The 20,225-nt window shown below is 60.3% G+C and carries 12 protein-coding genes and 1 other RNA gene; 8 read left to right on the top strand and 5 right to left on the bottom strand.

Annotated features, from left to right (window positions below; translation table 11 throughout):
• Positions 1-23 precede the first annotated feature (23 nt).
• From xdhC to xdhA, 3 genes are all read right to left on the bottom strand, one after another.
• The gene (xdhC, locus tag LOY28_RS20420; protein ID WP_019579882.1) at positions 24-869 is read right to left on the bottom strand and encodes a xanthine dehydrogenase accessory protein XdhC; all 846 of its coding nucleotides are present in this window, start codon (positions 867-869) and stop codon (positions 24-26) included.
• Between the two features lie 124 nt (positions 870-993).
• Entirely contained in the window at positions 994-3,390 is a 2,397-nt protein-coding gene (xdhB, locus tag LOY28_RS20415) for a xanthine dehydrogenase molybdopterin binding subunit (RefSeq protein WP_258612454.1), read from the bottom strand.
• A complete protein-coding gene (gene xdhA / locus LOY28_RS20410; RefSeq protein ID WP_258612453.1) occupies positions 3,383-4,837 on the bottom strand; it encodes a xanthine dehydrogenase small subunit in 1,455 nt (484 codons plus the stop codon). Before xdhA ends, xdhB begins: the two co-directional genes overlap by 8 nt.
• A 266-nt stretch (positions 4,838-5,103) precedes the next feature.
• Between xdhA and LOY28_RS20405 the strand changes: the two genes are divergently transcribed.
• The 6 genes from LOY28_RS20405 to ffs all read left to right on the top strand — a co-directional run bounded on the left by LOY28_RS20405 (position 5,104) and on the right by ffs (position 14,598).
• Entirely contained in the window at positions 5,104-5,763 is a 660-nt protein-coding gene (locus LOY28_RS20405; RefSeq protein ID WP_064619154.1) for a GntR family transcriptional regulator, read from the top strand.
• Positions 5,764-5,765: 2 nt separating this feature from the next.
• On the top strand, positions 5,766-9,254 hold the full coding sequence (smc, locus tag LOY28_RS20400) for a chromosome segregation protein SMC (RefSeq protein WP_258612452.1): 3,489 nt from the start codon (positions 5,766-5,768) through the stop codon (positions 9,252-9,254).
• Between the two features lie 258 nt (positions 9,255-9,512).
• Positions 9,513-10,364, top strand: a complete 852-nt coding sequence (gene zipA, locus LOY28_RS20395) for a cell division protein ZipA (RefSeq protein WP_018925283.1) — start codon at positions 9,513-9,515, stop codon at positions 10,362-10,364.
• 213 nt (positions 10,365-10,577) lie between these two features.
• The gene (gene ligA, locus LOY28_RS20390; protein WP_258612451.1) at positions 10,578-12,935 is read left to right on the top strand and encodes an NAD-dependent DNA ligase LigA; all 2,358 of its coding nucleotides are present in this window, start codon (positions 10,578-10,580) and stop codon (positions 12,933-12,935) included.
• Between the two features lie 247 nt (positions 12,936-13,182).
• Positions 13,183-14,346 carry a putative zinc-binding metallopeptidase gene (locus LOY28_RS20385; RefSeq protein WP_018925285.1) on the top strand — a complete coding sequence of 388 codons (1,164 nt, stop codon included), beginning with the start codon at positions 13,183-13,185 and terminating at the stop codon, positions 14,344-14,346.
• Positions 14,347-14,501: 155 nt separating this feature from the next.
• Positions 14,502-14,598: signal recognition particle sRNA small type (gene ffs / locus LOY28_RS20380), an RNA gene on the top strand.
• A 185-nt stretch (positions 14,599-14,783) separates the two neighbouring features.
• On the opposite strand, the gene LOY28_RS20375 is transcribed toward ffs, so the two are convergent.
• On the bottom strand, positions 14,784-15,098 hold the full coding sequence (locus LOY28_RS20375; protein WP_018925286.1) for a helix-turn-helix domain-containing protein: 315 nt from the start codon (positions 15,096-15,098) through the stop codon (positions 14,784-14,786).
• 408 nt (positions 15,099-15,506) lie between these two features.
• Here LOY28_RS20375 and LOY28_RS20370 point away from each other — a divergent pair, with 408 nt between their 5' ends.
• Complete coding sequence (locus LOY28_RS20370) at positions 15,507-17,207, top strand: bifunctional diguanylate cyclase/phosphodiesterase (protein WP_258612450.1); 1,701 nt, start codon at positions 15,507-15,509, stop codon at positions 17,205-17,207.
• Between the two features lie 30 nt (positions 17,208-17,237).
• Here LOY28_RS20370 and LOY28_RS20365 read toward each other — a convergent pair whose 3' ends face one another.
• Positions 17,238-17,981: an ABC transporter substrate-binding protein gene (locus LOY28_RS20365; RefSeq protein WP_018925288.1), complete on the bottom strand. Its 744-nt coding sequence runs from the start codon at positions 17,979-17,981 to the stop codon at positions 17,238-17,240.
• 145 nt (positions 17,982-18,126) lie between these two features.
• Here LOY28_RS20365 and dnaX point away from each other — a divergent pair, with 145 nt between their 5' ends.
• A complete protein-coding gene (gene dnaX, locus LOY28_RS20360; protein WP_018925289.1) occupies positions 18,127-20,214 on the top strand; it encodes a DNA polymerase III subunit gamma/tau in 2,088 nt (695 codons plus the stop codon).
• The last annotated feature ends 11 nt before the right edge of the window (positions 20,215-20,225 follow it).

Genomic DNA, 20,225 nt, shown 5'->3' with positions numbered 1-20,225 from the left:
GAGGCTTTTCAGTTCGAAGCTCTTCAGTTAGAAGCTTGGCTGCGGCGCGAAGCAGGCAGCAGTTTGGCGATCGATGATCCGGCGCTGGCGGTGTGCTGGCCGAAATTCGCGTTATAGGTGGCGATGATTTCGCCGGCGATGGAGATGGCGATTTCCACAGGTAACTTGCCTTTGACTTCGCCCAGCCCCATCGGGCAGCGCATGCGTTGCAGCACGGCGCTGTCGAAACCACGATCACGCAGGCGGTGTTCGAATTTCACCCGTTTGGTTTTCGAACCGATCAGGCCGAAGTAGGCGAAGTCGTTGCGCTTGAGGATCGCGGCGGTGAGTTCGAGGTCGAGCTGGTGGTTGTGAGTCATGACAATGCAGTAGCTGCCAGCGGGCAGGTCATCGACTTCATCCAGCGGTTCTTCGGTGACGATTTTGCGCACACCGTGGGGGATCTGTTCGGGGAATTCGGCTTCCCGCGAATCGATCCAGCGCACCCGGCAGGGCAGGCTGGCGAGCAGCGGCACCAGCGCCCGACCGACGTGTCCGGCGCCGAATACAGCAATCTGCGCTTGCACCTGGCCCATCGGTTCGAACAGCAGCACGGTCACGCCGCCGCAGCACTGGCCCAGGCTGGCGCCGAGGCTGAAGCGCTCCAGATGGGTGTCCTGCCGGCCGCTGGCAAGCATCTCGCGGCCGATCTGCATGGCCTTGTATTCCAGATGCCCGCCACCAATGGTGTCGAACGTTTGCGTGGCGCTGATGACCATCTTCGAGCCGGCATTGCGCGGCGTCGAGCCGAGCTCTTCGATGATGGTCACCAACACACAGGGTTCACCCCGGTTTTGCAGGTCGGCGAGGGCGTCGATCCAGTTATACATGTTCACCTCTCAAGATCGTTCCCACGCTCGGCGTGGGAATGCATCTCTGGACGCTCCGCGTCCGCTGTTCACAATGCGACGCAGAGCGTCGCGGGCTGTATTCCCACGCAGAGCGTGGGAACGATCAAACCACTACTTCCGACTCAGTTTCGACGGCCTTCACCGCCTTCAACTGACGCATCTGCTCACAGCCCCACAACACCCGCTCCGGCGTCGCCGGCGCGTCGATTTTCGGTTGATGCCGGTAGTCGCCCAAACTCGCCACGGCGTCCTTGATCGCGCACCAGACGGCGATGCCAAGCATGAACGGCGGCTCACCCACAGCCTTGGAATGGAACACCGTGTCTTCCGGGTTCTTGCGGTTTTCCACCAGTTTCACCCGCAGGTCCAACGGCATGTCCGCCACGGCCGGGATCTTGTAGCTGGCCGGGCCGTTGGTCATCAGTTTGCCTTTGTCGTTCCACACCAGTTCTTCCATGGTCAGCCACCCCATGCCCTGGATGAAGCCGCCCTCGACCTGACCGATGTCGATGGCCGGGTTCAGCGAGGCGCCGACGTCGTGGAGGATGTCGGTACGCAGCATCTTGTACTCGCCAGTCAGGGTGTCGACGATCACCTCGGCGCAGGCCGCGCCGAAGGCGTAGTAGTAGAATGGCCGACCGCGAGCCTGACTGCGGTCGTAGTAGATTTTCGGAGTCTTGTAGAAGCCAGTGCTCGACAACGACACCTGGGCGAAATACGCCTGCTGGATCAGCGCTTCGAACGTCAGGATGTGATCGCGAACCCGCACATGACCGTTGTGGAATTCCACGTCTTCTTCGCTGACCTTGTATTGTCGCGCGGCAAATTCCACCAGGCGTTTCTTGATGATTTCCGCGGCATTCTGTGCGGCTTTACCGTTGAGGTCGGCGCCGCTGGAAGCGGCGGTCGGCGAAGTGTTCGGCACTTTGTCGGTGTTGGTCGCGGTGATCTGCACCCGGTCCATTTCCACCTGGAATACTTCAGCCACCACTTGTGCAACCTTGGTGTTCAGGCCCTGGCCCATCTCGGTGCCGCCGTGGTTCAGGTGGATGCTGCCGTCGGTGTAGACATGCACCAACGCACCGGCCTGGTTGAGGAAGCTGGCGGTGAAGGAAATACCGAATTTCACCGGGGTCAGCGCCAGGCCTTTTTTCAGGATCGGGCTGCTGGCGTTGTAGCGACGGATCGCTTCGCGGCGCTCGGCGTACTGGCTGCTGGCTTCCAGTTCGGCGGTCATTTCCTCGAGCATGTTGTGCTCGACGGTCTGGTAGTAATGGGTGACGTTGCGCTCGGTCTTACCGTAGTAGTTGGCCTTGCGCACCGCCAGCGGATCGAGGGCCAGATGGCGGGCGATGGCGTCCATCACTTCTTCGATGGCGACCATGCCTTGCGGGCCACCAAAGCCACGGTAAGCGGTGTTCGATGCGGTGTTGGTCTTGCAGCGGTGACCATTGATGGTCGCATCGCCCAGGTAGTACGAGTTGTCGGCATGGAACATCGCGCGGTCGACAATCGACGCCGACAAATCCGGTGAGCAACCGCAGTTACCGGCCAGCTCCAGGGCGATGCCGTGCAGGCGGCCGGTGCTGTCGAAGCCCACGTCGTACTCGACGTAGAACGGGTGACGCTTGCCGGTCATCAGCATGTCTTCGACACGCGGCAGGCGCATTTTGGTGGGTTGACCGGTCAGGTGCGCGATCACCGCGCACAGGCACGCCGGGCTTGCCGCCTGGGTTTCCTTGCCGCCGAAACCACCGCCCATGCGGCGCATGTCGACGACGATCTTGTTCATCGACACGTCCAGCACTTCCGCCACCAGTTTCTGCACTTCGGTGGGGTTCTGGGTCGAGCAGTAAACGATCATCCCGCCGTCTTCAGTCGGCATCACCGAAGAGATCTGGGTTTCCAGATAAAAGTGTTCCTGGCCGCCGATGTGCAGCGTGCCCTGGATGCGATGCTCGGCAGTGGCCAAGGCATTGGCCGAATCGCCGCGCTGGTGCGTATGGCTGTCGAGCACGAAATGGCGTTTGCGCAGGGCTTCGACCACGTCCAGAACCGGTTCGAGGTCTTCGTATTCGATGATCGCCGCCATCGCGGCTTTGCGCGCGGTTTCCAGGTCTTTCGCGGCGACGGCGAGAACCGGTTGGCCGACGAACTGCACATCATCGATGGCCAGCAGCGGATCGCCCGGCAACAACGGGCCGATGTCTTTCAGGCCCGGCACGTCTTCGTGGGTGATGGCGATGCGCACGCCTTCAAAGGCGTAGCAGGGCTTGGTATCGATGCTGATGATTTTCGCATGGGCGCGGTCCGACAGCCGTGCATAAACGTGCAGCTGATTGGGGAATTCCAGCCGATCGTCGATGTACTGCGCTTCACCGGACACATGCTTGGCGGCGCTGTCGTGCTTGACGCTGCGGCCGACGCCGGTGGTCAGGTCCTTGGCGAACAATTCAGCCAGTTCGGCTTGGGTCTTCTCTACGGCGTGATGATTAGACATAAGCGGTCACCCGAGTCTCGATGTGCGGTGTTTGCAGTTCGATGAAGTATTTGCGCAGCAGGTTCTGCGCGCTGAGCAGGCGGTATTCCTTGCTGGCGCGGAAGTCCGAGAGCGGTGTGAAATCTTCGGCCAGTGCGGCGCAGGCGCGTTCAATGGTGGCGTTGTGGAACGGTGCGCCAACCAGCGCGGCTTCGCAGTTTTTCGCACGTTTCGGGATGGCCGCCATGCCGCCGAAAGCAACGCGGGCGTCGGCGACTACGCCATTGTCGATGCGCAGGTTGAAGGCTGCGCAGACTGCGGAAATGTCGTCGTCCAGACGCTTTGACACCTTGTAGGCGCGGAACAGTTGTTCAGCGCTGGCGCGGGGCACGATGATCTTCTCGATGAACTCGCTTTCCTGGCGCGCGGTGACCCGGTAATCGATGAAGTAATCTTCCAGGGCCAGGGTGCGGCGAGCCTCGCCTTTGCACAGCACGATCTTCGCGCCAAGGGCGATCAGCAGCGGTGGCGAGTCACCGATCGGCGAGGCGTTGCCGATATTGCCGCCGAGGGTGCCCTGGTTGCGAATCTGCAACGAAGCGAAGCGCTGCAGCAATTCGCCGAAGTCCGGGTACTCGGCCTTCAAAGCGTCGTAACAGTCGGAGAGGGCGGTGGCGGCGCCGATTTCCAGGCGATCGTCGAAGCGTTCGATGCGCTTCATTTCGGCGACGTTGCCGACGTAGATCATCACCGGCAAGGTGCGGTGGAATTGCGTGACTTCCAGCGCCAGGTCGGTACCGCCGGCCAGCAGGCGGGCCTGTGGATAAGCGTCGTAGAGGTCGGCCAGATCGGCCACGGTCAACGGCACCAGGCAGCGTTTGTCGCCACTGTTGAGTTCACCGATGTCGGTGGGGGCGATGGCTTTCAGGCGAGCGATGGTTTGCGCTTCGCGAGCATCGAACTGGTCCGGTTGCTTGTCGCAGCAGGATTGCTCGGCGGCGGCCAGGATCGGCCGATAACCGGTGCAGCGGCAGAGGTTGCCGGCCAGGGCTTCATGAGCCTTGTGGGCGTCCGGTTGATCGCTGTTCTTTTGCAGGGCGAACAGCGACATGACGAAGCCTGGGGTGCAGAAGCCGCACTGCGAGCCGTGGCACTCAACCATGGCTTTTTGCACGCTGTGCAACTCGCCCTTGTGCTTGAGGTCTTCGACGCTGATCAGTTGCTTGCCGTGCAGCGACGAAACAAAGGTCAGGCACGAGTTGAGGCTGCGATAGCGAATGTGTTCGCGGCCATCGTCATCCGTCTGCAGCTCGCCGACCACCACAGTGCACGCGCCACAGTCACCGCTGGCGCAGCCTTCTTTGGTGCCGGATTTGCCCACATGTTCGCGCAAGTAATTGAGCACAGTCAGGTTCGGGTCCAGGGCGTGCTCGCTACGGAGTTCCTGGTTGAGTAAAAACTGGATCACGGATGGCCTCGCAAACTCATTATTGTTGTTAACCGACATGAGCCGAATTTATCAGGTCTGACTTTCCGGTCAATGATTTTCTGACTTAAAGGTCAGGAAATGGCATTTTGTCGATCAACGACTCGTTCCTTCATTATTGACCCTCACGGGATAGCCTGCTTTTTGCTTGAATCGTGCCAAAAACCGCTGGGTGGGCACTCCGCCATGACCCCTCAATTGCGCTACACTGCGCCGCTTGTGCAGATCGAAGAGTTTGAAGGACAACCATGACGTTCAAGGCGCCGGACAGCCTCGCCGAGCAAATCGCTCACCACCTCGCCGAACGTATCATTCGCGGCGAAATGAAGCCGGGGGAGCGCATCCAGGAACAGAAGGTCACGCTGGCCCTCAATGTCAGCCGCGGTTCAGTCCGTGAGGCCTTGCTGATCCTCGAGCGCCGCCACTTGATCGCGATTTTACCGCGACGTGGCGCCCACGTGACTGAACTGACGGCGCATAAGGTGCAGAGCCTGTGCACGCTGATGAGCGAGTTGTACATATTGCTCGGCAACGCCGTGGCCAGCGGTTGGCAAGTCCAGGCCGACATGGCGCCATTCCTGCAGATCCAGCAGCGCCTGACCGCCAGCTACGAACGGCAGGACATCCGCACGTTCGTCGACGACAGCTTCAGTGTGATGCGTGCCGCGTATCCGTTCGCCAACAACCCGTACTTGCAGGAAACCGTCGAGAATCTGCAGCCGGCCATGAGCCGTGCGTATTTCCTGGCGTTGGAGCAGCGCAAGGCCTCGATGAGCGAGTTCCTGGAACTGTTCGAACGCCTGCTGGCCGCCGTGCTGGCCCGTGACTTTGCGCAGATCCGCGTGGTGCTGACGGCGTATGCCCAGCGCAGTTGCGATCTGGTGGTTTCTGCCTTGACGGTCGCTTAAGCGTGCGGCTCAAGTGCATCAAACTGGCGGGGTTCAAATCCTTCGTCGACCCGACCACGGTGAACTTCCCCAGTAACATGGCGGCGGTGGTCGGGCCCAATGGTTGCGGCAAGTCGAACATCATCGACGCCGTGCGTTGGGTGATGGGCGAGAGCTCGGCCAAGAACTTGCGCGGCGAGTCGATGACCGACGTCATCTTCAACGGCTCCACCAGCCGTAAACCGGTGAGCCAGGCGAGCATCGAGCTGGTGTTCGATAACTCCGATGGCACCTTGATCGGCGAATACGCCGCCTACGCGGAAATTTCCATCCGCCGCAAAGTGACCCGCGACAGCCAGAACAGTTATTTCCTCAACGGCGCCAAATGCCGTCGTCGTGACATCACTGACATTTTCCTCGGCACCGGTCTCGGCCCGCGCAGCTATTCGATCATCGAGCAGGGGATGATCTCCAAGCTGATCGAAGCCAAGCCGGAAGACCTGCGCAACTTTATCGAAGAAGCGGCGGGCATCTCCAAGTACAAGGAGCGTCGACGCGAAACCGAAAACCGCATCCGCCGCACCCACGAAAACCTGGCCCGCCTGACCGACCTGCGCGAAGAGCTCGAGCGTCAGCTTGAACGCTTGCACCGCCAGGCCGAGGCCGCCAAGAAGTATCAGGAATACAAGGGCGAAGAGCGTCAGCTCAAGGCCCAGTTGTCAGCCCTGCGCTGGCAGGCGCTGAACGAGCAGGTTGGCCAGCGCGAAGCGATCATCGGCACCCAGGAAATCACCTTCGAAGCTCTGGTGGCCGAGCAGCGCAATGCCGACGCGGCCATTGAACGCCTGCGTGACGGGCATCACGACCTGTCCGAGCGCTTCAATCTGGTGCAGGGGCGCTTCTATTCGGTCGGCGGCGACATCGCCCGGGTCGAGCAGAGTATCCAGCACGGTCAGCAGCGCTTGCGTCAATTGCAGGACGATCTAAAAGAAGCCGAGCGCGCGCGGCTGGAAACCGAATCGCACTTGGGCCATGACCGCACCTTACTGCTGACTTTGGGCGAAGAGCTGGACATGCTCACGCCGGAACAGGAAGTCACCAGCGCCGCCGCCGAAGAGGCCGCCGCCGCACTGGAAGAATCCGAAACCACCATGCATGGCTGGCAGGAGCAGTGGGACACCTTCAACCTCACCGCCGCCGAGCCCCGTCGCCAGGCTGAAGTTCAGCAGTCGCGGATCCAGCAGCTGGAAACCAGCATGGAGCGATTGGCCGATCGTCAGAAGCGTCTGGCCGAAGAGCGCGCGCTGCTTTCGGCGGACCCGGAAGACGCGGCGATCATGGAGCTCAGCGAGCAGTTGGCCGCGTCCGAGGCGACGCTGGAAGACTTGCAGGCCAGTGAAGAGGCGCAAGTCGAACGTCTTGAGCAACTGCGTCAGGAGTTGCAGCAAGCGTTGTCGGCGCAGCAGCAAGCCCAAGGTGATTTGCAGCGGCTCAACGGTCGGCTGGCATCGCTGGAAGCCTTGCAGCAAGCTGCGCTCGATCCGGGCACCGGCACCGCCGAATGGCTGCGCGAACAGCATCTGGCGGATCGTCCGCGTTTGGCCGAAGGCCTGAAAGTTGAAGCGGGTTGGGAGCTGGCGGTGGAAACCGTGCTCGGCGCCGACCTGCAAGCGGTGCTGGTGGACGACTTCGGTGATTTCGATCTGGCCGGGTTCGCCCAAGGCGATCTGCGCCTGCTCAGCCCGGCCAGCGATGGCGTGCGCATGCCCGGCAGTTTGCTCGACAAGGTCGAGGCGCAGATCGATCTGTCGCCTTGGCTGGGGCAGGTCAAACCGGTCGACAGCCTTGAACAGGCCTTGGCCTTGCGCGGGCAATTGGCTGCCGGCCAAAGCCTGATTAGCCGCGACGGCTACTGGGTTGGCAGGCACTTTTTACGCGTACGTCGGGCTAGCGAGGCAGAAAGCGGCGTGCTCGCCCGTGGCCAGGAAATCCAACGGCTGGGCCTGGAGCGTGAAGAACGCGAAGCCACGGTTGAAACTCTGGAAACCCAACTTCAGAATCTAAGGGCGCAACAGCGTCAGCAGGAAAACGGCCGCGAACATTTGCGCCGTCTGCTGCAAGACGAAGCGCGTCAGCAGGGCGAATTGAAAGCCCAGTTGTCGGCTGGTAAAGCCAAGGTCGAACAGTTGACCCTGCGCCGCAGCCGTCTCGATGAAGAACTCACCGAGCTCGGCGAGCAGCGCGCCCTGGAACACGAAAACATCGGCGAAGCGCGCCTGCAATTGCAGGAAGCCCTCGACAGCATGGCGCTGGATACCGAGCAGCGCGAGTTGCTGCTGGCCCAGCGCGACAGCCTGCGCGAACGCCTCGACCGGGTGCGCCAGGAAGCCCGGCAGCACAAGGACCATGCGCATCAATTGGCGGTGCGCCTGGGGTCGTTGAAGGCGCAACACGATTCCACCCGTCAGGCCCTTGAGCGGCTGGAAATGCAGGCAGAGCGCCTGACCGAGAAGCGCGAACAGCTGAGCCTCAATCTGGAAGAGGGCGAGGCACCGCTGGAAGAGCTGCGGCTGAAGCTCGAAGAGTTGCTCGACAAACGCATGACCGTCGACGAAGAGCTCAAGACCGCGCAAATCGCCATGGAAGACGCCGACCGTGAACTGCGCGATGCTGAAAAGCGCCGGACTCAGGCCGAGCAGCAATCCCAGTTGATTCGCAGCCAGCTCGAACAGCAACGCATGGAATGGCAAGCGTTGACGGTGCGGCGCAAGACCTTGCAGGATCAATTGCTCGAAGATGGCTACGATCTCAATGGCGTGCTCGCCACACTGGTGGCCGGGGCCAGCGAGAAAGACGCCGAAGAAGAACTCGAGCGTATTGCCGCGCGGATTCAGCGCCTCGGCGCGATCAACCTCGCGGCCATCGACGAATACCAGCAACAATCCGAGCGTAAACGTTATCTGGATGCCCAGAACGACGATCTGGTGGAAGCACTGGACACTCTCGAGAACGTGATTCGCAAGATCGACAAGGAAACCCGAAACCGCTTCAAAGATACCTTTGATCAGATCAATGGCGGTTTACAGGCCCTTTTCCCAAAAGTTTTCGGTGGAGGCAGCGCCTATTTGGAACTGACGGGCGAAGATCTACTCGATACAGGGGTAACGATCATGGCGCGGCCGCCAGGAAAGAAGAACAGCACCATCCATTTGCTCTCCGGTGGCGAAAAAGCCCTGACCGCATTGGCCCTGGTATTTGCCATCTTCAAGTTGAATCCGGCGCCGTTCTGCATGCTCGATGAAGTTGACGCGCCATTGGATGACGCTAACGTTGGACGCTACGCGCGGCTGGTCAAAGAGATGTCGCAGACGGTGCAGTTCATCTATATCACCCACAACAAGATCGCCATGGAAATGGCCGATCAATTGATGGGGGTGACGATGCATGAACCGGGTTGCTCGCGTCTGGTGGCAGTGGATGTGGAGGAGGCGATGGCCATGGTGGACGCCTGAGTCATTGCATGTAGGACAGGTAATTTTAAGCTGTAGGGCTTTTTTACCTGGCTTGACTTGCTGGCCAATCGACATATTCGCGCAAGCCATTGTGACAGACGGTGTAAAGTTATCTTTGGTCGTGCTAGTTTAATGTCAATTTTTCGTATACGTGGGCAAAACGCCTGTCAGAACATAGAGTTGGCGCCACGTTTTAAAGCGGTTTACACAATGTAAACCCCTTATTTTTCAGCATTTTTTATAGAGGCACGGGATTACATGGAAATCGGTCTGCGCGAGTGGCTGATCGTCATCGGCATTATTGTCATTGCCGGTATTCTTTTCGATGGCTGGCGTCGCATGCGCGGCGGCAAGGGAAAACTGAAATTCCGTCTTGACCGAAGTCTGTCCAACCTGCCGGACGAGGACACCAGCGCCGAGCTGTTGGGCCCGCCCCGCGTGCTGGATACCCAGAAAGAACCGCAACTGGACGAGCACGACCTGCCGTCGGTGAGCATGCCTGCCCGTGAACCGCGCGAATCGGGTTCCAAGCGCGGCAAGCGTGGCCATGGCGAGCCGTCGCAAGGCGATATGAACCTCAGCCTGGACCTGGACGGTGGCCCGAGCTTCAGCAGCCGTGACAACGATTTCCCGGATGACCGCAAGTCCGCCAGCTCACCTGAAAAAGATCAGCCACAAGCCGAAGAAGTGCTGGTGATCAGTGTGATCTGCCGCGACCCGGCCGGCTTCAAGGGCCCGGCGCTGTTGCAGAACATTCTGGAAAGCGGTCTGCGTTTCGGCGAGATGGACATTTTCCACCGCCACGAAAGCATGGCCGGTAACGGCGAAGTGCTGTTCTCGATGGCCAACGCGGTCAAGCCGGGCGTTTTCGATCTGGATGATATCGACCACTTCAGCACCCCGGCGGTGAGCTTCTTCCTCGGTCTGCCAGGCCCGCGTCATCCGAAGCAAGCCTTCGACGTGATGGTGGCGGCGGCACGCAAGCTGTCCCAGGAGCTGAACGGCGAACTGAAGGACGACCAGCGCAGCGTGCTGACCGCCCAGACGATTGAGCACTACCGTCAGCGCATCGTCGAGTTCGAACGCCGCGCATTGACCCAGAAGCGCTAAACGAATGACTGGGGCAGGCTTCTGTGGCGAGGGAGCTTGCTCCCGCTGGGCCGCGAAGCAGCCCCATCCAGATACACCGCATTCACTGGTTTTACGACGGCTTCGCCGCCGAGCGGGAGCAAGCTCCCTCGCCACAGTGTCCACAGCTTTGCGCTACCGTATTTAAAAGATTGAGCAGCCTCGGCTGCTCTTTTGCTTTATGAGAGAACACCCATGACTGCCGCCGAAACCCGCATTCTAGAGCTGCGCGCCGAGCTCGATCAGCACAACTATCGCTACCATGTGCTGGATGAACCGAGCATTCCGGACGCCGAATACGATCGCTTGTTCCATGAACTCAAGGCGCTCGAAGCGGCCCATCCCGAACTGATCACCAGCGACTCGCCGACCCAGCGCGTCGGCAGTGCGGCGCTGTCGGCGTTCACTCAGGTGCGTCATGAAGTGCCGATGCTCAGCCTTGGCAACGCCTTCGAAGAAACCGACATGCGCGAATTCGATCGCCGGGTGACGGAAGGTCTGGACTTGCCGGTCGGCGACCTGTTCGGTGGCGGCGCAGCGGTGGAGTACAGCTGCGAACCCAAGCTCGATGGCCTGGCGGTCAGCCTGCTGTATCAGGATGGCATGCTGGTGCGCGGCGCCACTCGCGGCGATGGCACCACGGGCGAAGACATCAGCGTCAACGTGCGCACCGTGCGCAATATCCCGCTCAAGCTGCATGGCAGCGGCTGGCCGGCGACCCTGGAAGTGCGCGGCGAAGTGTTCATGTCCAAGGCCGGTTTCGAGCGGCTCAACGCCACGCAACTGGAAATGGGCGGCAAGACCTTCGCCAACCCGCGGAACGCGGCGGCAGGTAGCTTGCGGCAGCTGGATTCAAAGATCACCGCCAACCGTCCGCTGGAATTCTGCTGCTACGGCATCGGCCAGGTTTCCGCCGATATCGCCGACACGCACATTGGCAATCTGCAGCAACTCAAAGCCTGGGGTATGCCGATCAGTCATGAATTGAAATCGGCTCGTGGCATCGATGAGTGCCTGGATTACTACCGCGACATCGGCGAACGCCGCAATGCGCTGCCCTATGAAATCGACGGCGTGGTGTTCAAGGTCAACAGCATTGCCTCCCAGCGCGAGTTGGGTTTCCGTGCTCGCGAACCGCGTTGGGCCATCGCGCATAAATTCCCGGCGATGGAAGAGCTCACCGAGTTGCTCGATGTGGAGTTTCAGGTCGGCCGCACCGGTGCCGTGACGCCGGTGGCACGCTTGAAACCGGTCAAGGTCGCCGGTGTTACCGTGGCCAATGCGACGCTGCACAACATGGATGAAGTTGCGCGATTGGGGCTGATGATCGGCGACACCGTGATCATCCGTCGCGCCGGTGACGTGATTCCGCAAGTGGTGCAAGTGGTCATCGAGCGTCGTCCTGAGGATGCACGACCGGTACAGATTCCCGAGCATTGCCCGGTCTGCGGTTCGCATGTCGAGCGTACGCAACTGGTCAAGCGCAGCAAGGGGCGCGAGACTGTCAGCGAAGGTGCGGTGTATCGCTGCGTCGGCCGTCTGGCCTGCGGTGCGCAACTCAAGCAGGCGATCATTCACTTCGTTTCACGCCGCGCCATGGACATCGAAGGGCTGGGCGAGAAGAGCGTCGAGCAACTGGTGGACGAAGGTCTGGTGAATTCGCCAGCCGATTTGTACGCATTGACCTTCGAACAAATCGTCGACCTCGAAGGCTTTGCCGAGCTGTCGAGCAAGAACCTGCTCGGCGCTATCGAAGACAGCAAGCGGCCGGGTCTGGCGCGGTTCATCTACGCCTTGGGTATCCCTGATGTCGGCGAAGAGACGGCCAAGGTGCTTGCACGGTCTCTCGGCTCGCTGGAGCGGGTTCAGCAGGCATTGCCGCAAGTACTCACGTACTTGCCGGATGTCGGGCTGGAAGTGGCTCACGAAATTCACAGCTTCTTTGAAGACCCGCATAACCAGCAGGTGATTGCCAATCTGTTGAAGCACGGCTTGCAGATTCAGGATCAGGGGGCGTTGGGGGCTGAATTCGCTGCAAGCACCACGCTTGGCGGTTTTCTCGACAAGCTGAACATTCCTTCGGTCGGGCCGGGCGGGGCGCAGAAGCTTGCCGACAAATTCGGCTCGCTTGAAGCGGTGATGAATGCTGACTGGCTGGACATGCGCCAGGCGTTGCCGGAGAAGCAGGCGACCTCGGTGCGTGAGTTTTTTGCGGTCGCAGAAAACCGTCAGCTCGCCGAGTCCGCTGAAAAGCAGCTGCGCGATTTCGGCATGCATTGGCAGAGCGAGAAAAAAGTCGTCGAAGGATTGCCGCTGGCTGGGCAGACCTGGGTGCTGACCGGTTCGCTGGAACTGATGAGTCGCGACGTTGCCAAGGACAAACTTGAAAGCCTCGGGGCCAAGGTGGCCGGTTCGGTGTCGGCCAAGACCCATTGCGTGGTCGCCGGGCCGGGCGCAGGTTCGAAGCTGGCCAAGGCCAATGAGCTGGGGTTGAAAGTGCTGGATGAAGAGGCGTTTGTCGCTCGTCTGAAGGAATACAACATCCCGATCTAACCCGGGCCTGTGGCGAGGGAGCTTGCTCCCGTTGGGTCGCGTAGCGGCCCTGGAACCGGTACTCGCGATTTTTTAGGCGTACCATGCTGGCAGGATTTGCGACAGCTTCGCCGCCGAACCGGGCGATGCGGCGTTCCGACAAGCCCCCTCGCCACAAAAGCTGATCTTCATCAGGAGGCTGTTTGGTGCGGGAACGATCATGTCTGAGCAATGATCTAGTCTTGGCAGTCCCCAAAGAGAGATCGCCATGTACCGCTTCTTCGAACAGCTCAGTTCACGCATCGCCGCGCCCTTCATGGGTGAGCGTTCGCGCAACAGCAAGGTCTGGCATTGTCGCTGCGGGCAGTCGCTGTTCTTTCGCAACAGCCAGTGCCTGGCCTGTTCGGCGGCACTGGGCTATCAGCCGCAGCAAAGTCGCTTGTCATCGCTGCAACCCGGCCCGCAAGCGGATACCTGGTTGCTCGATGCCGACCCTGACGCCGGTATTTTCCGCCGTTGCGCCAATCTCGATTCCCCGGCTGCGTGCAACTGGTTATTGCCGGCCAATCATCACGATGGGTTGTGCATCGCCTGTAGCCTGAATCGCACCATCCCCGACCTGTCGATTCCCGAGAATCACGAACGCTGGCGCAAAGTGGAAACCGCCAAGCGTCGTCTGGTGGCGCAGTTGCTCAGCCTGGGCTTGCAGGTCATTCCCAAAACGGTGGACGAAGGGGCTGGTCTGGCCTTCGATTTCATCGGTATCGACCTCGAAGGCAAGCCGCCGACCACCGGGCACGCCAACGGCCTGATCACCCTCGATATCAAAGAAGCCGACGACGCTCACCGCGAGCAGGTTCGCGTGCAGATGCACGAACCCTATCGCACGCTACTCGGTCACTTTCGGCACGAGACAGGGCATTACTACTGGGACCGACTGATCGCCAACAGTGCCTGGCTGGAACCGTTCCGCGGCCTGTTCGGCGACGAGCGTGCCAGCTACGCCGAGGCTCTTGAGCAGCATTATCAACAAGGTGCGCCGCTCGACTGGCAGCAACATTACGTCAGCGCCTACGCCACCATGCACCCTTGGGAAGACTGGGCGGAAACCTGGGCTCACTACCTGCACATGATGGATGCGGTGGACACCGCTCTGTGTTTTGGCATGAGTGCCCAGGAAATGGAGTTCGACTATCAGCCGTTTCCACCTAGCACGCTGTTTGATCCGCAGCATCCCGGCGGGCCGGCGTTCCTGTCGTTCGTCAACGCGTGGATCGAACTGGCCGGCATGCTCAACGAGTTGTCACGCAGTATGGGCCAGCCGGACTTCTATCCGTTCGTCTTGCCGCCGGCGGTGATCGCCAGGCTGCACTTCATTCACCTGGTGATCCAGCAAGAGGGCGGCCGGGCGGATGAAGTGTTGGTGCAATAGGATCAAAAGACCGCGGCCTGGTCGCGATCTTTTGAAGGTCGGCGCATGTCCTTGAAGCAGCTCATGTTTTTTAATCCGCCCGAACGGTTGTAACTTCGTCTCAGATAGGTACAATGGCGCGGCTCGCCGTCAGGTGAGCGTCGTTATGGTGACCCCATCGGTCCCCCCGCAACGATTACCCGTGAACCTGGTCAGATCCGGAAGGAAGCAGCCACAGCGGGAACATTGTGTGCCGGGGTGTGGCTGGTGGGGTTGCCTCCATAACGCAACACGAACCCTCTCTCGTGTTTTCTATCTAAAAATACTGTTTTTCTTTACCTGCCATGGAGTTCATCCAGGGCGGCTTTTCGTCGTTTCCGAATGAAACAGCGGGATATATAAAAGGAGGCCGATCTGTCGCGTTCGACAGGTCGGCCTCCTTTTTTTATTTGTTAGCATCAAGGCTTGGACAAGGCCTGGTCAACCGCTGCGATCAGCTTTCCCAGATCCTTCGGGGTGGCTTTGTGTATGACGTTGAACAGGTACGCTCGCTGTTCATCCTCGTCGCCTAGATCTGCGAAAAAGGCTTTCAGCTTCACACCCAGCACGTCGGCAAGCAGGAACAATGCTTCCACGCTGGGGGTATAGGTGCCAGTTTCGAAGCGGCTGATGGTTTTGGGGTCAAAACCGGTTTTTTCGCCGAGTTCAGCCTGAGTAAGCCCTGCGACCTTGCGGTAGCGTCGGATGGCTGGACCCAAACTTGAAATTTGCATCGCTCAATTCCCATTTAGAATCAAGAACTTAACGATAGATTTTTGCATTAGGCAACTGCATGATCCATCACCTTGCTTTGCAAAATGTGATGCATTTCGTAGAATCGCCGCTTCGGAGGGGGTTTTGGTGATCTGCTGTCTGAAGTTTAGGCGATATGAAACAGCCAGCATTGTCTTCCCTTGCCGGGTGTGCAGAGAAGTCGTTGGCGGTCTGAAACCCTCGCGAAATGTTACCAGAGTCGGTGTTGCTACCTTGCCCGAGACTAGTTGATCTTCGGCGGTCCAGGGGCCATCAAATGCTGTTCATGGAGTGATAACGTGTCTCTGCGCTGTACGTCTCAAAACATCTCTTCCGGGCATCCTGCACTGGTCGAGCGGTACCTCCGCTAGCGACAGTGAGCCTCACTCATGGATGAGAAATACCGCAGGGCCGTGGATGCCGCCGCAATTTTTTCCGAGACTGATCTCAACGGCCGGATTACTTACGTCAACGATCAATTCTGCGTCGTGTCCGGCTACAGCCGCGAGGAATTGCTGGGGCAAAACCATCGCCTGCTGAACTCCGGCCTGCATTCCGCCGATTTCTTCGCTGCCATGTGGCGCACCATTGCTCTGGGCAATGTCTGGAAGGGCGAAATCTGTAATCGCGCCAAGGATGGCAGGTTGTATTGGGTCGACAGCACAATGGTGCCGGTGCTCGACGACACCACCGGGCTCGTTGACCGATACCTGTCGATTCGTTTCGACATCAGCGAAAAACGCCAATTGCTGCAATCCCTGCAATGGCGGGTCGGGCATGACGTGCTGACCGGGCTGCCCAATCGCGCGTTCCTGTCGGATCTGCTGGATCAGGCGCTGGAGTTTTCCCGGCAGGAAAATATTCCGCTGGCAGTGTGCATGCTTGACCTCGACGGGTTCAAAGCGGTCAACGACGGCTACGGTCACGCCAGTGGCGATATGTTGCTGGTGGAAGTGGCCAAGCGTCTGCGTGACATTGTGCGCGGCGAAGATGTGGTGGCGCGATTGGCCGGTGACGAGTTCGTGCTGGTGTTGCGTTACGTGCGTGATCTGCCGGAATTGCGCGCGGCGTTGAGTCGCGTGCTGGGGGCGATCTCGGCGCCTTACACATTGCACGGCAAGGACATCAATGTGTTTGCCAGTATCGGCGTCACCCTGTTTCCCCACGACAACGAAGATGCCGAAACCCTGCTGCGCCACGCCGACCAGGCGATGTATGTGGCCAAACAGCGCGGGCGAAACCGCTTTCATCTGTTCGATGTGTCCCTGGATCAAGAGGTCAAGGCCACGCACCAGACCGTCGAGCGGGTGCGTCAGGCGCTGGTCGCCGGTGAATTTCGCCTGCACTTTCAGCCCAAGGTGAACATGCGTCGTGGCGAGGTCGTCGGTTTCGAGGCCTTGTTGCGTTGGCAGCACCCGCAAAACGGCATGGTGCCGCCCCGGGAGTTTTTGCCGCTGGTAGAGGATACCGACCTGATCATCGATATCGGCGAATGGGTGATGGACCAGGTGCTGGCGCAGTTGCACCGCTGGCAGCAAGTGGGGCAGGGCTGGCCGATCAGTATCAACATCGCGGCGCGACATTTTCAGCGCGCGGATTTCGTCGACCGGCTCAGACAGGTACTCGCTCGGCATGCTCAGGTTGCCCCGCGGATGCTCGACCTGGAAATCGTCGAGTCGGTGGCGATCGAGAATATCCAGCATGTCAGCGCCTGTTTGCAGGCCTGTCAGGCGTTGGGGGTGCAGTTTTCCCTGGGTGATTTCGGCACCGGTTATTCGTCCCTGAGTTATCTCAAGCGTTTACGCACCCAGACTATCAAGATCGACAAGTCATTTGTGCGTGACATTCTGAATGACCGGGATGACCTGGCCCTGACCACGGCGGTGATTGGCCTGGCCCGCGCATTCGGCCGGCAGGTGATTGCCGAGGGGCTGGAAAGCCTTGAGCACGGTGAGCTGTTGTTGCGACTGGGGTGCGAAGTCGCTCAAGGCTATTTCATCGCCCGCCCGATGCCGCCCGCCGAGGTGCCGGCCTGGGTGGCGGGGTTTGTCGCCCCGTCGCAATGGCAGGCACTCGATCAAATAGCCTGACTCGCTCTATATGGCAGCCTTCGGCAGCTGCTACGGGGTCGGGTTACCGGTATAGAGTCGGATGATGTCATTGATCTCCCCCGACGTTTTCATTTGCTGCAACGTACGCAAAATGCGTTGTACTGGCACTTTGGGGTCATTGCGCATGTAACAACTGATAGGCTGTTCCTGCACCAGCGCGACACTTTTCAGTTGCTGGTCGGGCAGCAGGCGCTGGTTGAACCAGTCCAGGGTCCATTGGTTGCTCACCGCGTAGCGATAGCGTCCAGCCAGCAGTTTTTCCAGCACCTGTTCCTGATTGCGTGCGTCCTCGCGGTGCAGCCGGTCGGCGTCGAACAGCGGTTGCAGGGTCGGGTAGCTATAGCCGAGCACGGTGCCGATCGACTGTCGTGGCAGGTCCGCTGGATTGACAGAGTCGGGTGGGCCTTGCCGGCCAATCAGCATGTCGCGCTGAACCAGCAGCGGAACGCTCCAGATATAGTCGCCGGACGGGGTCGACAACCAGTCTTGTGAGACGAAACAGCGCACATCGGCTTCGCCGTGCTCCATGGCGTTCTGTACTCGCGGCCGAGGCAACACGTGAAATTGCGCCGGCGCGCCGACCTGAGTCGCCAGGCTAAGCATGATGTCGTGCAGAATGCCCTGGGTCGGCCGGTCGCGCTCGATTTGCACCAAGGGCATGGCCCAGCTGTCCGGCACGACAAAGCGCAACGGCACTTCGGCGGCCGCGACGCTCAGGCTGACGAATAGCAGTGCCCCCAAGGCAAAGTGCATAAATGCTCCGGTACGGCTCAAGCCTGAGCTGATAAAAGCTCCTCAAAGTGCAGCTTAGCCAGAATAGACGAGCGCACCGGATGCAATTTTGGCCTTGCTCCGCTAGCATTAGCCGCTTCTGCTTCCTTCGCTGCGACGGTTTTCGATGAGTTATCAGGTTCTTGCACGTAAATGGCGTCCGCGCTCGTTCCGCGAAATGGTCGGCCAGACCCATGTGCTCAAGGCTCTGATCAATGCCTTGGACAGCCAGCGGCTGCACCACGCCTACCTGTTTACCGGTACCCGCGGGGTCGGCAAGACCACCATCGCGCGGATCATCGCCAAATGCCTGAATTGTGAAACAGGTATCACTTCGACGCCTTGTGGCGAGTGCTCGGTGTGCCGCGAAATCGATGAAGGCCGCTTCGTCGACCTGATCGAGATCGACGCCGCGAGCCGGACCAAGGTCGAAGACACCCGCGAACTGCTCGACAACGTGCAGTACGCGCCGAGCCGCGGGCGCTTCAAGGTCTACCTGATCGACGAAGTGCACATGCTTTCCAGCCATTCCTTCAATGCGCTGTTGAAAACCCTCGAAGAGCCGCCTCCCTACGTCAAGTTCATCCTGGCTACCACCGATCCGCAGAAACTTCCTGCAACGATTCTCTCGCGGTGCCTGCAGTTCTCCCTGAAGAACATGACCCCTGAGCGGGTGGTCGAGCATCTGAGCCATGTGCTGAGCGTCGAGAACGTGCCGTTCGAAGACGATGCGCTGTGGTTGCTGGGTCGCGCCGCCGACGGTTCGATGCGCGATGCCATGAGCCTGACCGACCAGGCCATCGCCTTCGGTGAAGGCAAGGTTCTGGCCGCCGACGTGCGGGCGATGCTCGGCACCCTCGATCACGGCCAGGTCTACGACGTCCTGCATGCGCTGATCGAAGGCGACGCCAAGGCGTTGCTCGAAGCCGTGCGCCATCTGGCCGAGCAAGGCCCGGACTGGAACGGCGTGCTCTCGGAAATTCTCAACGTGTTGCACCGTGTTGCCATCGCCCAGGCCCTGCCTGAAGGTGTCGACAACGGTCATGGCGACCGTGATCGAGTATTGGCACTGGCCCAGGCACTGCCGGCCGAAGATGTGCAGTTCTATTACCAGATGGGCCTGATTGGTCGCCGGGATTTGCCGCTGGCACCGGATCCGCGCGGCGGTTTCGAAATGGTCCTGCTGCGAATGCTCGCATTCAGGCCAGCAGACACCGAGGACGCTCCGAGGCAACCGCTAAAGCCAGTGGGGATCAGCCAGGCCACAGTTGATTCCGCAAACTCAGTGGCTGCCGCGCCGATTGTTGCGCCGGTAGTCGCTGCGGCCGTGGTACCGGTTCCAGTGGCGCCCGTGGTTGCACCCGCACCTGTCCCGGCCGTTGCGCCTGAACCTGTTGCGCTGGTGGCGGTGCCTGAGCCCGAGCCCGTGGTCGAGCCTGTAGCGGTCGAAGAAGTCGTCGATCTGCCCTGGAACGATCCGGTAGAGCCCGAGGTTGTCCAGCAGCCCGCCGTCGAGCCAATGCTGGAGACGGCCGGCGAACAACCCGAATTACCACCGATGCCCATGCCGACGCCGGACAGCGTGGTGCCGGATGCGCCTGAGTGGGCCGCTGCGCCGATTCCGGAACCGTCCGTGGCCGAAGTCGATGCCGCCACGCCAGGCATCGACCTGGATGACGAGCCGCCGCTGGACGAGGATTACATCGAGCCGGACATGGATTCGGCCTACAGCTACCTCGACGATCTGGCCAGTGAGCACACCGCCGAACCTGCGGCGCAGCCCGAGCCTGAACCGGCCGCGATGCCGGCCACCGGCCTGGCCCTGCAATGGCTGGAGTTGTTCCCGAAATTGCCGGTGTCCGGCATGACCGGCAGCATCGCCGCCAACTGCACGCTGATCGCCGTCGATGGCGACAATTGGCTGTTGCATCTGGACCCGGCTCACAGCGCCCTGTTCAACGCGACGCAACAACGTCGCCTCAACGATGCGCTGAACCAGCACCACGGGCGCACGCTGACCCTGAGCATCGAGCTGATCAAGCCTGAGCAGGAAACCCCGGCCCAGGCAGCGTCCCGGCGTCGTGCCGACCGTCAGCGCGAGGCCGAGGAGTCGATCCATGGCGATCCGTTCATCCAGCAAATGATGCAGCAGTTCGGGGCGGTGGTCCGTCACGATACTATTGAACCTGTCGAAGCCCTGGTCAGTCAGGGCTAATAACTGAAGGC

This window comes from Pseudomonas sp. B21-017 (assembly GCF_024749245.1).
In the GTDB taxonomy this organism is placed as follows: domain Bacteria; phylum Pseudomonadota; class Gammaproteobacteria; order Pseudomonadales; family Pseudomonadaceae; genus Aquipseudomonas.
The sequence above is the reverse complement of the archived record's forward strand: the minus strand, read 5'-3'. Positions and strand labels throughout refer to the sequence as shown.

Excerpts from the sequence above, each read along its gene's own strand:
- LOY28_RS20405 (WP_064619154.1), top strand. The coding sequence starts at position 5,104 with ATGACGTTCAAGGCGCCGGACAGCCTCGCCGAGCAAATCGCTCACCAC.
- LOY28_RS20385 (WP_018925285.1), top strand. The coding sequence starts at position 13,183 with ATGTACCGCTTCTTCGAACAGCTCAGTTCACGCATCGCCGCGCCCTTC.
- dnaX (WP_018925289.1), top strand. The coding sequence starts at position 18,127 with ATGAGTTATCAGGTTCTTGCACGTAAATGGCGTCCGCGCTCGTTCCGC.
- zipA (WP_018925283.1), top strand. The coding sequence starts at position 9,513 with ATGGAAATCGGTCTGCGCGAGTGGCTGATCGTCATCGGCATTATTGTC.
- LOY28_RS20365 (WP_018925288.1), bottom strand. The coding sequence starts at position 17,981 with ATGCACTTTGCCTTGGGGGCACTGCTATTCGTCAGCCTGAGCGTCGCG.
- ligA (WP_258612451.1), top strand. The coding sequence starts at position 10,578 with ATGACTGCCGCCGAAACCCGCATTCTAGAGCTGCGCGCCGAGCTCGAT.
- xdhC (WP_019579882.1), bottom strand. The coding sequence starts at position 869 with ATGTATAACTGGATCGACGCCCTCGCCGACCTGCAAAACCGGGGTGAA.
- xdhB (WP_258612454.1), bottom strand. The coding sequence starts at position 3,390 with ATGTCTAATCATCACGCCGTAGAGAAGACCCAAGCCGAACTGGCTGAA.
- LOY28_RS20375 (WP_018925286.1), bottom strand. The coding sequence starts at position 15,098 with ATGCAAATTTCAAGTTTGGGTCCAGCCATCCGACGCTACCGCAAGGTC.
- LOY28_RS20370 (WP_258612450.1), top strand. The coding sequence starts at position 15,507 with ATGGATGAGAAATACCGCAGGGCCGTGGATGCCGCCGCAATTTTTTCC.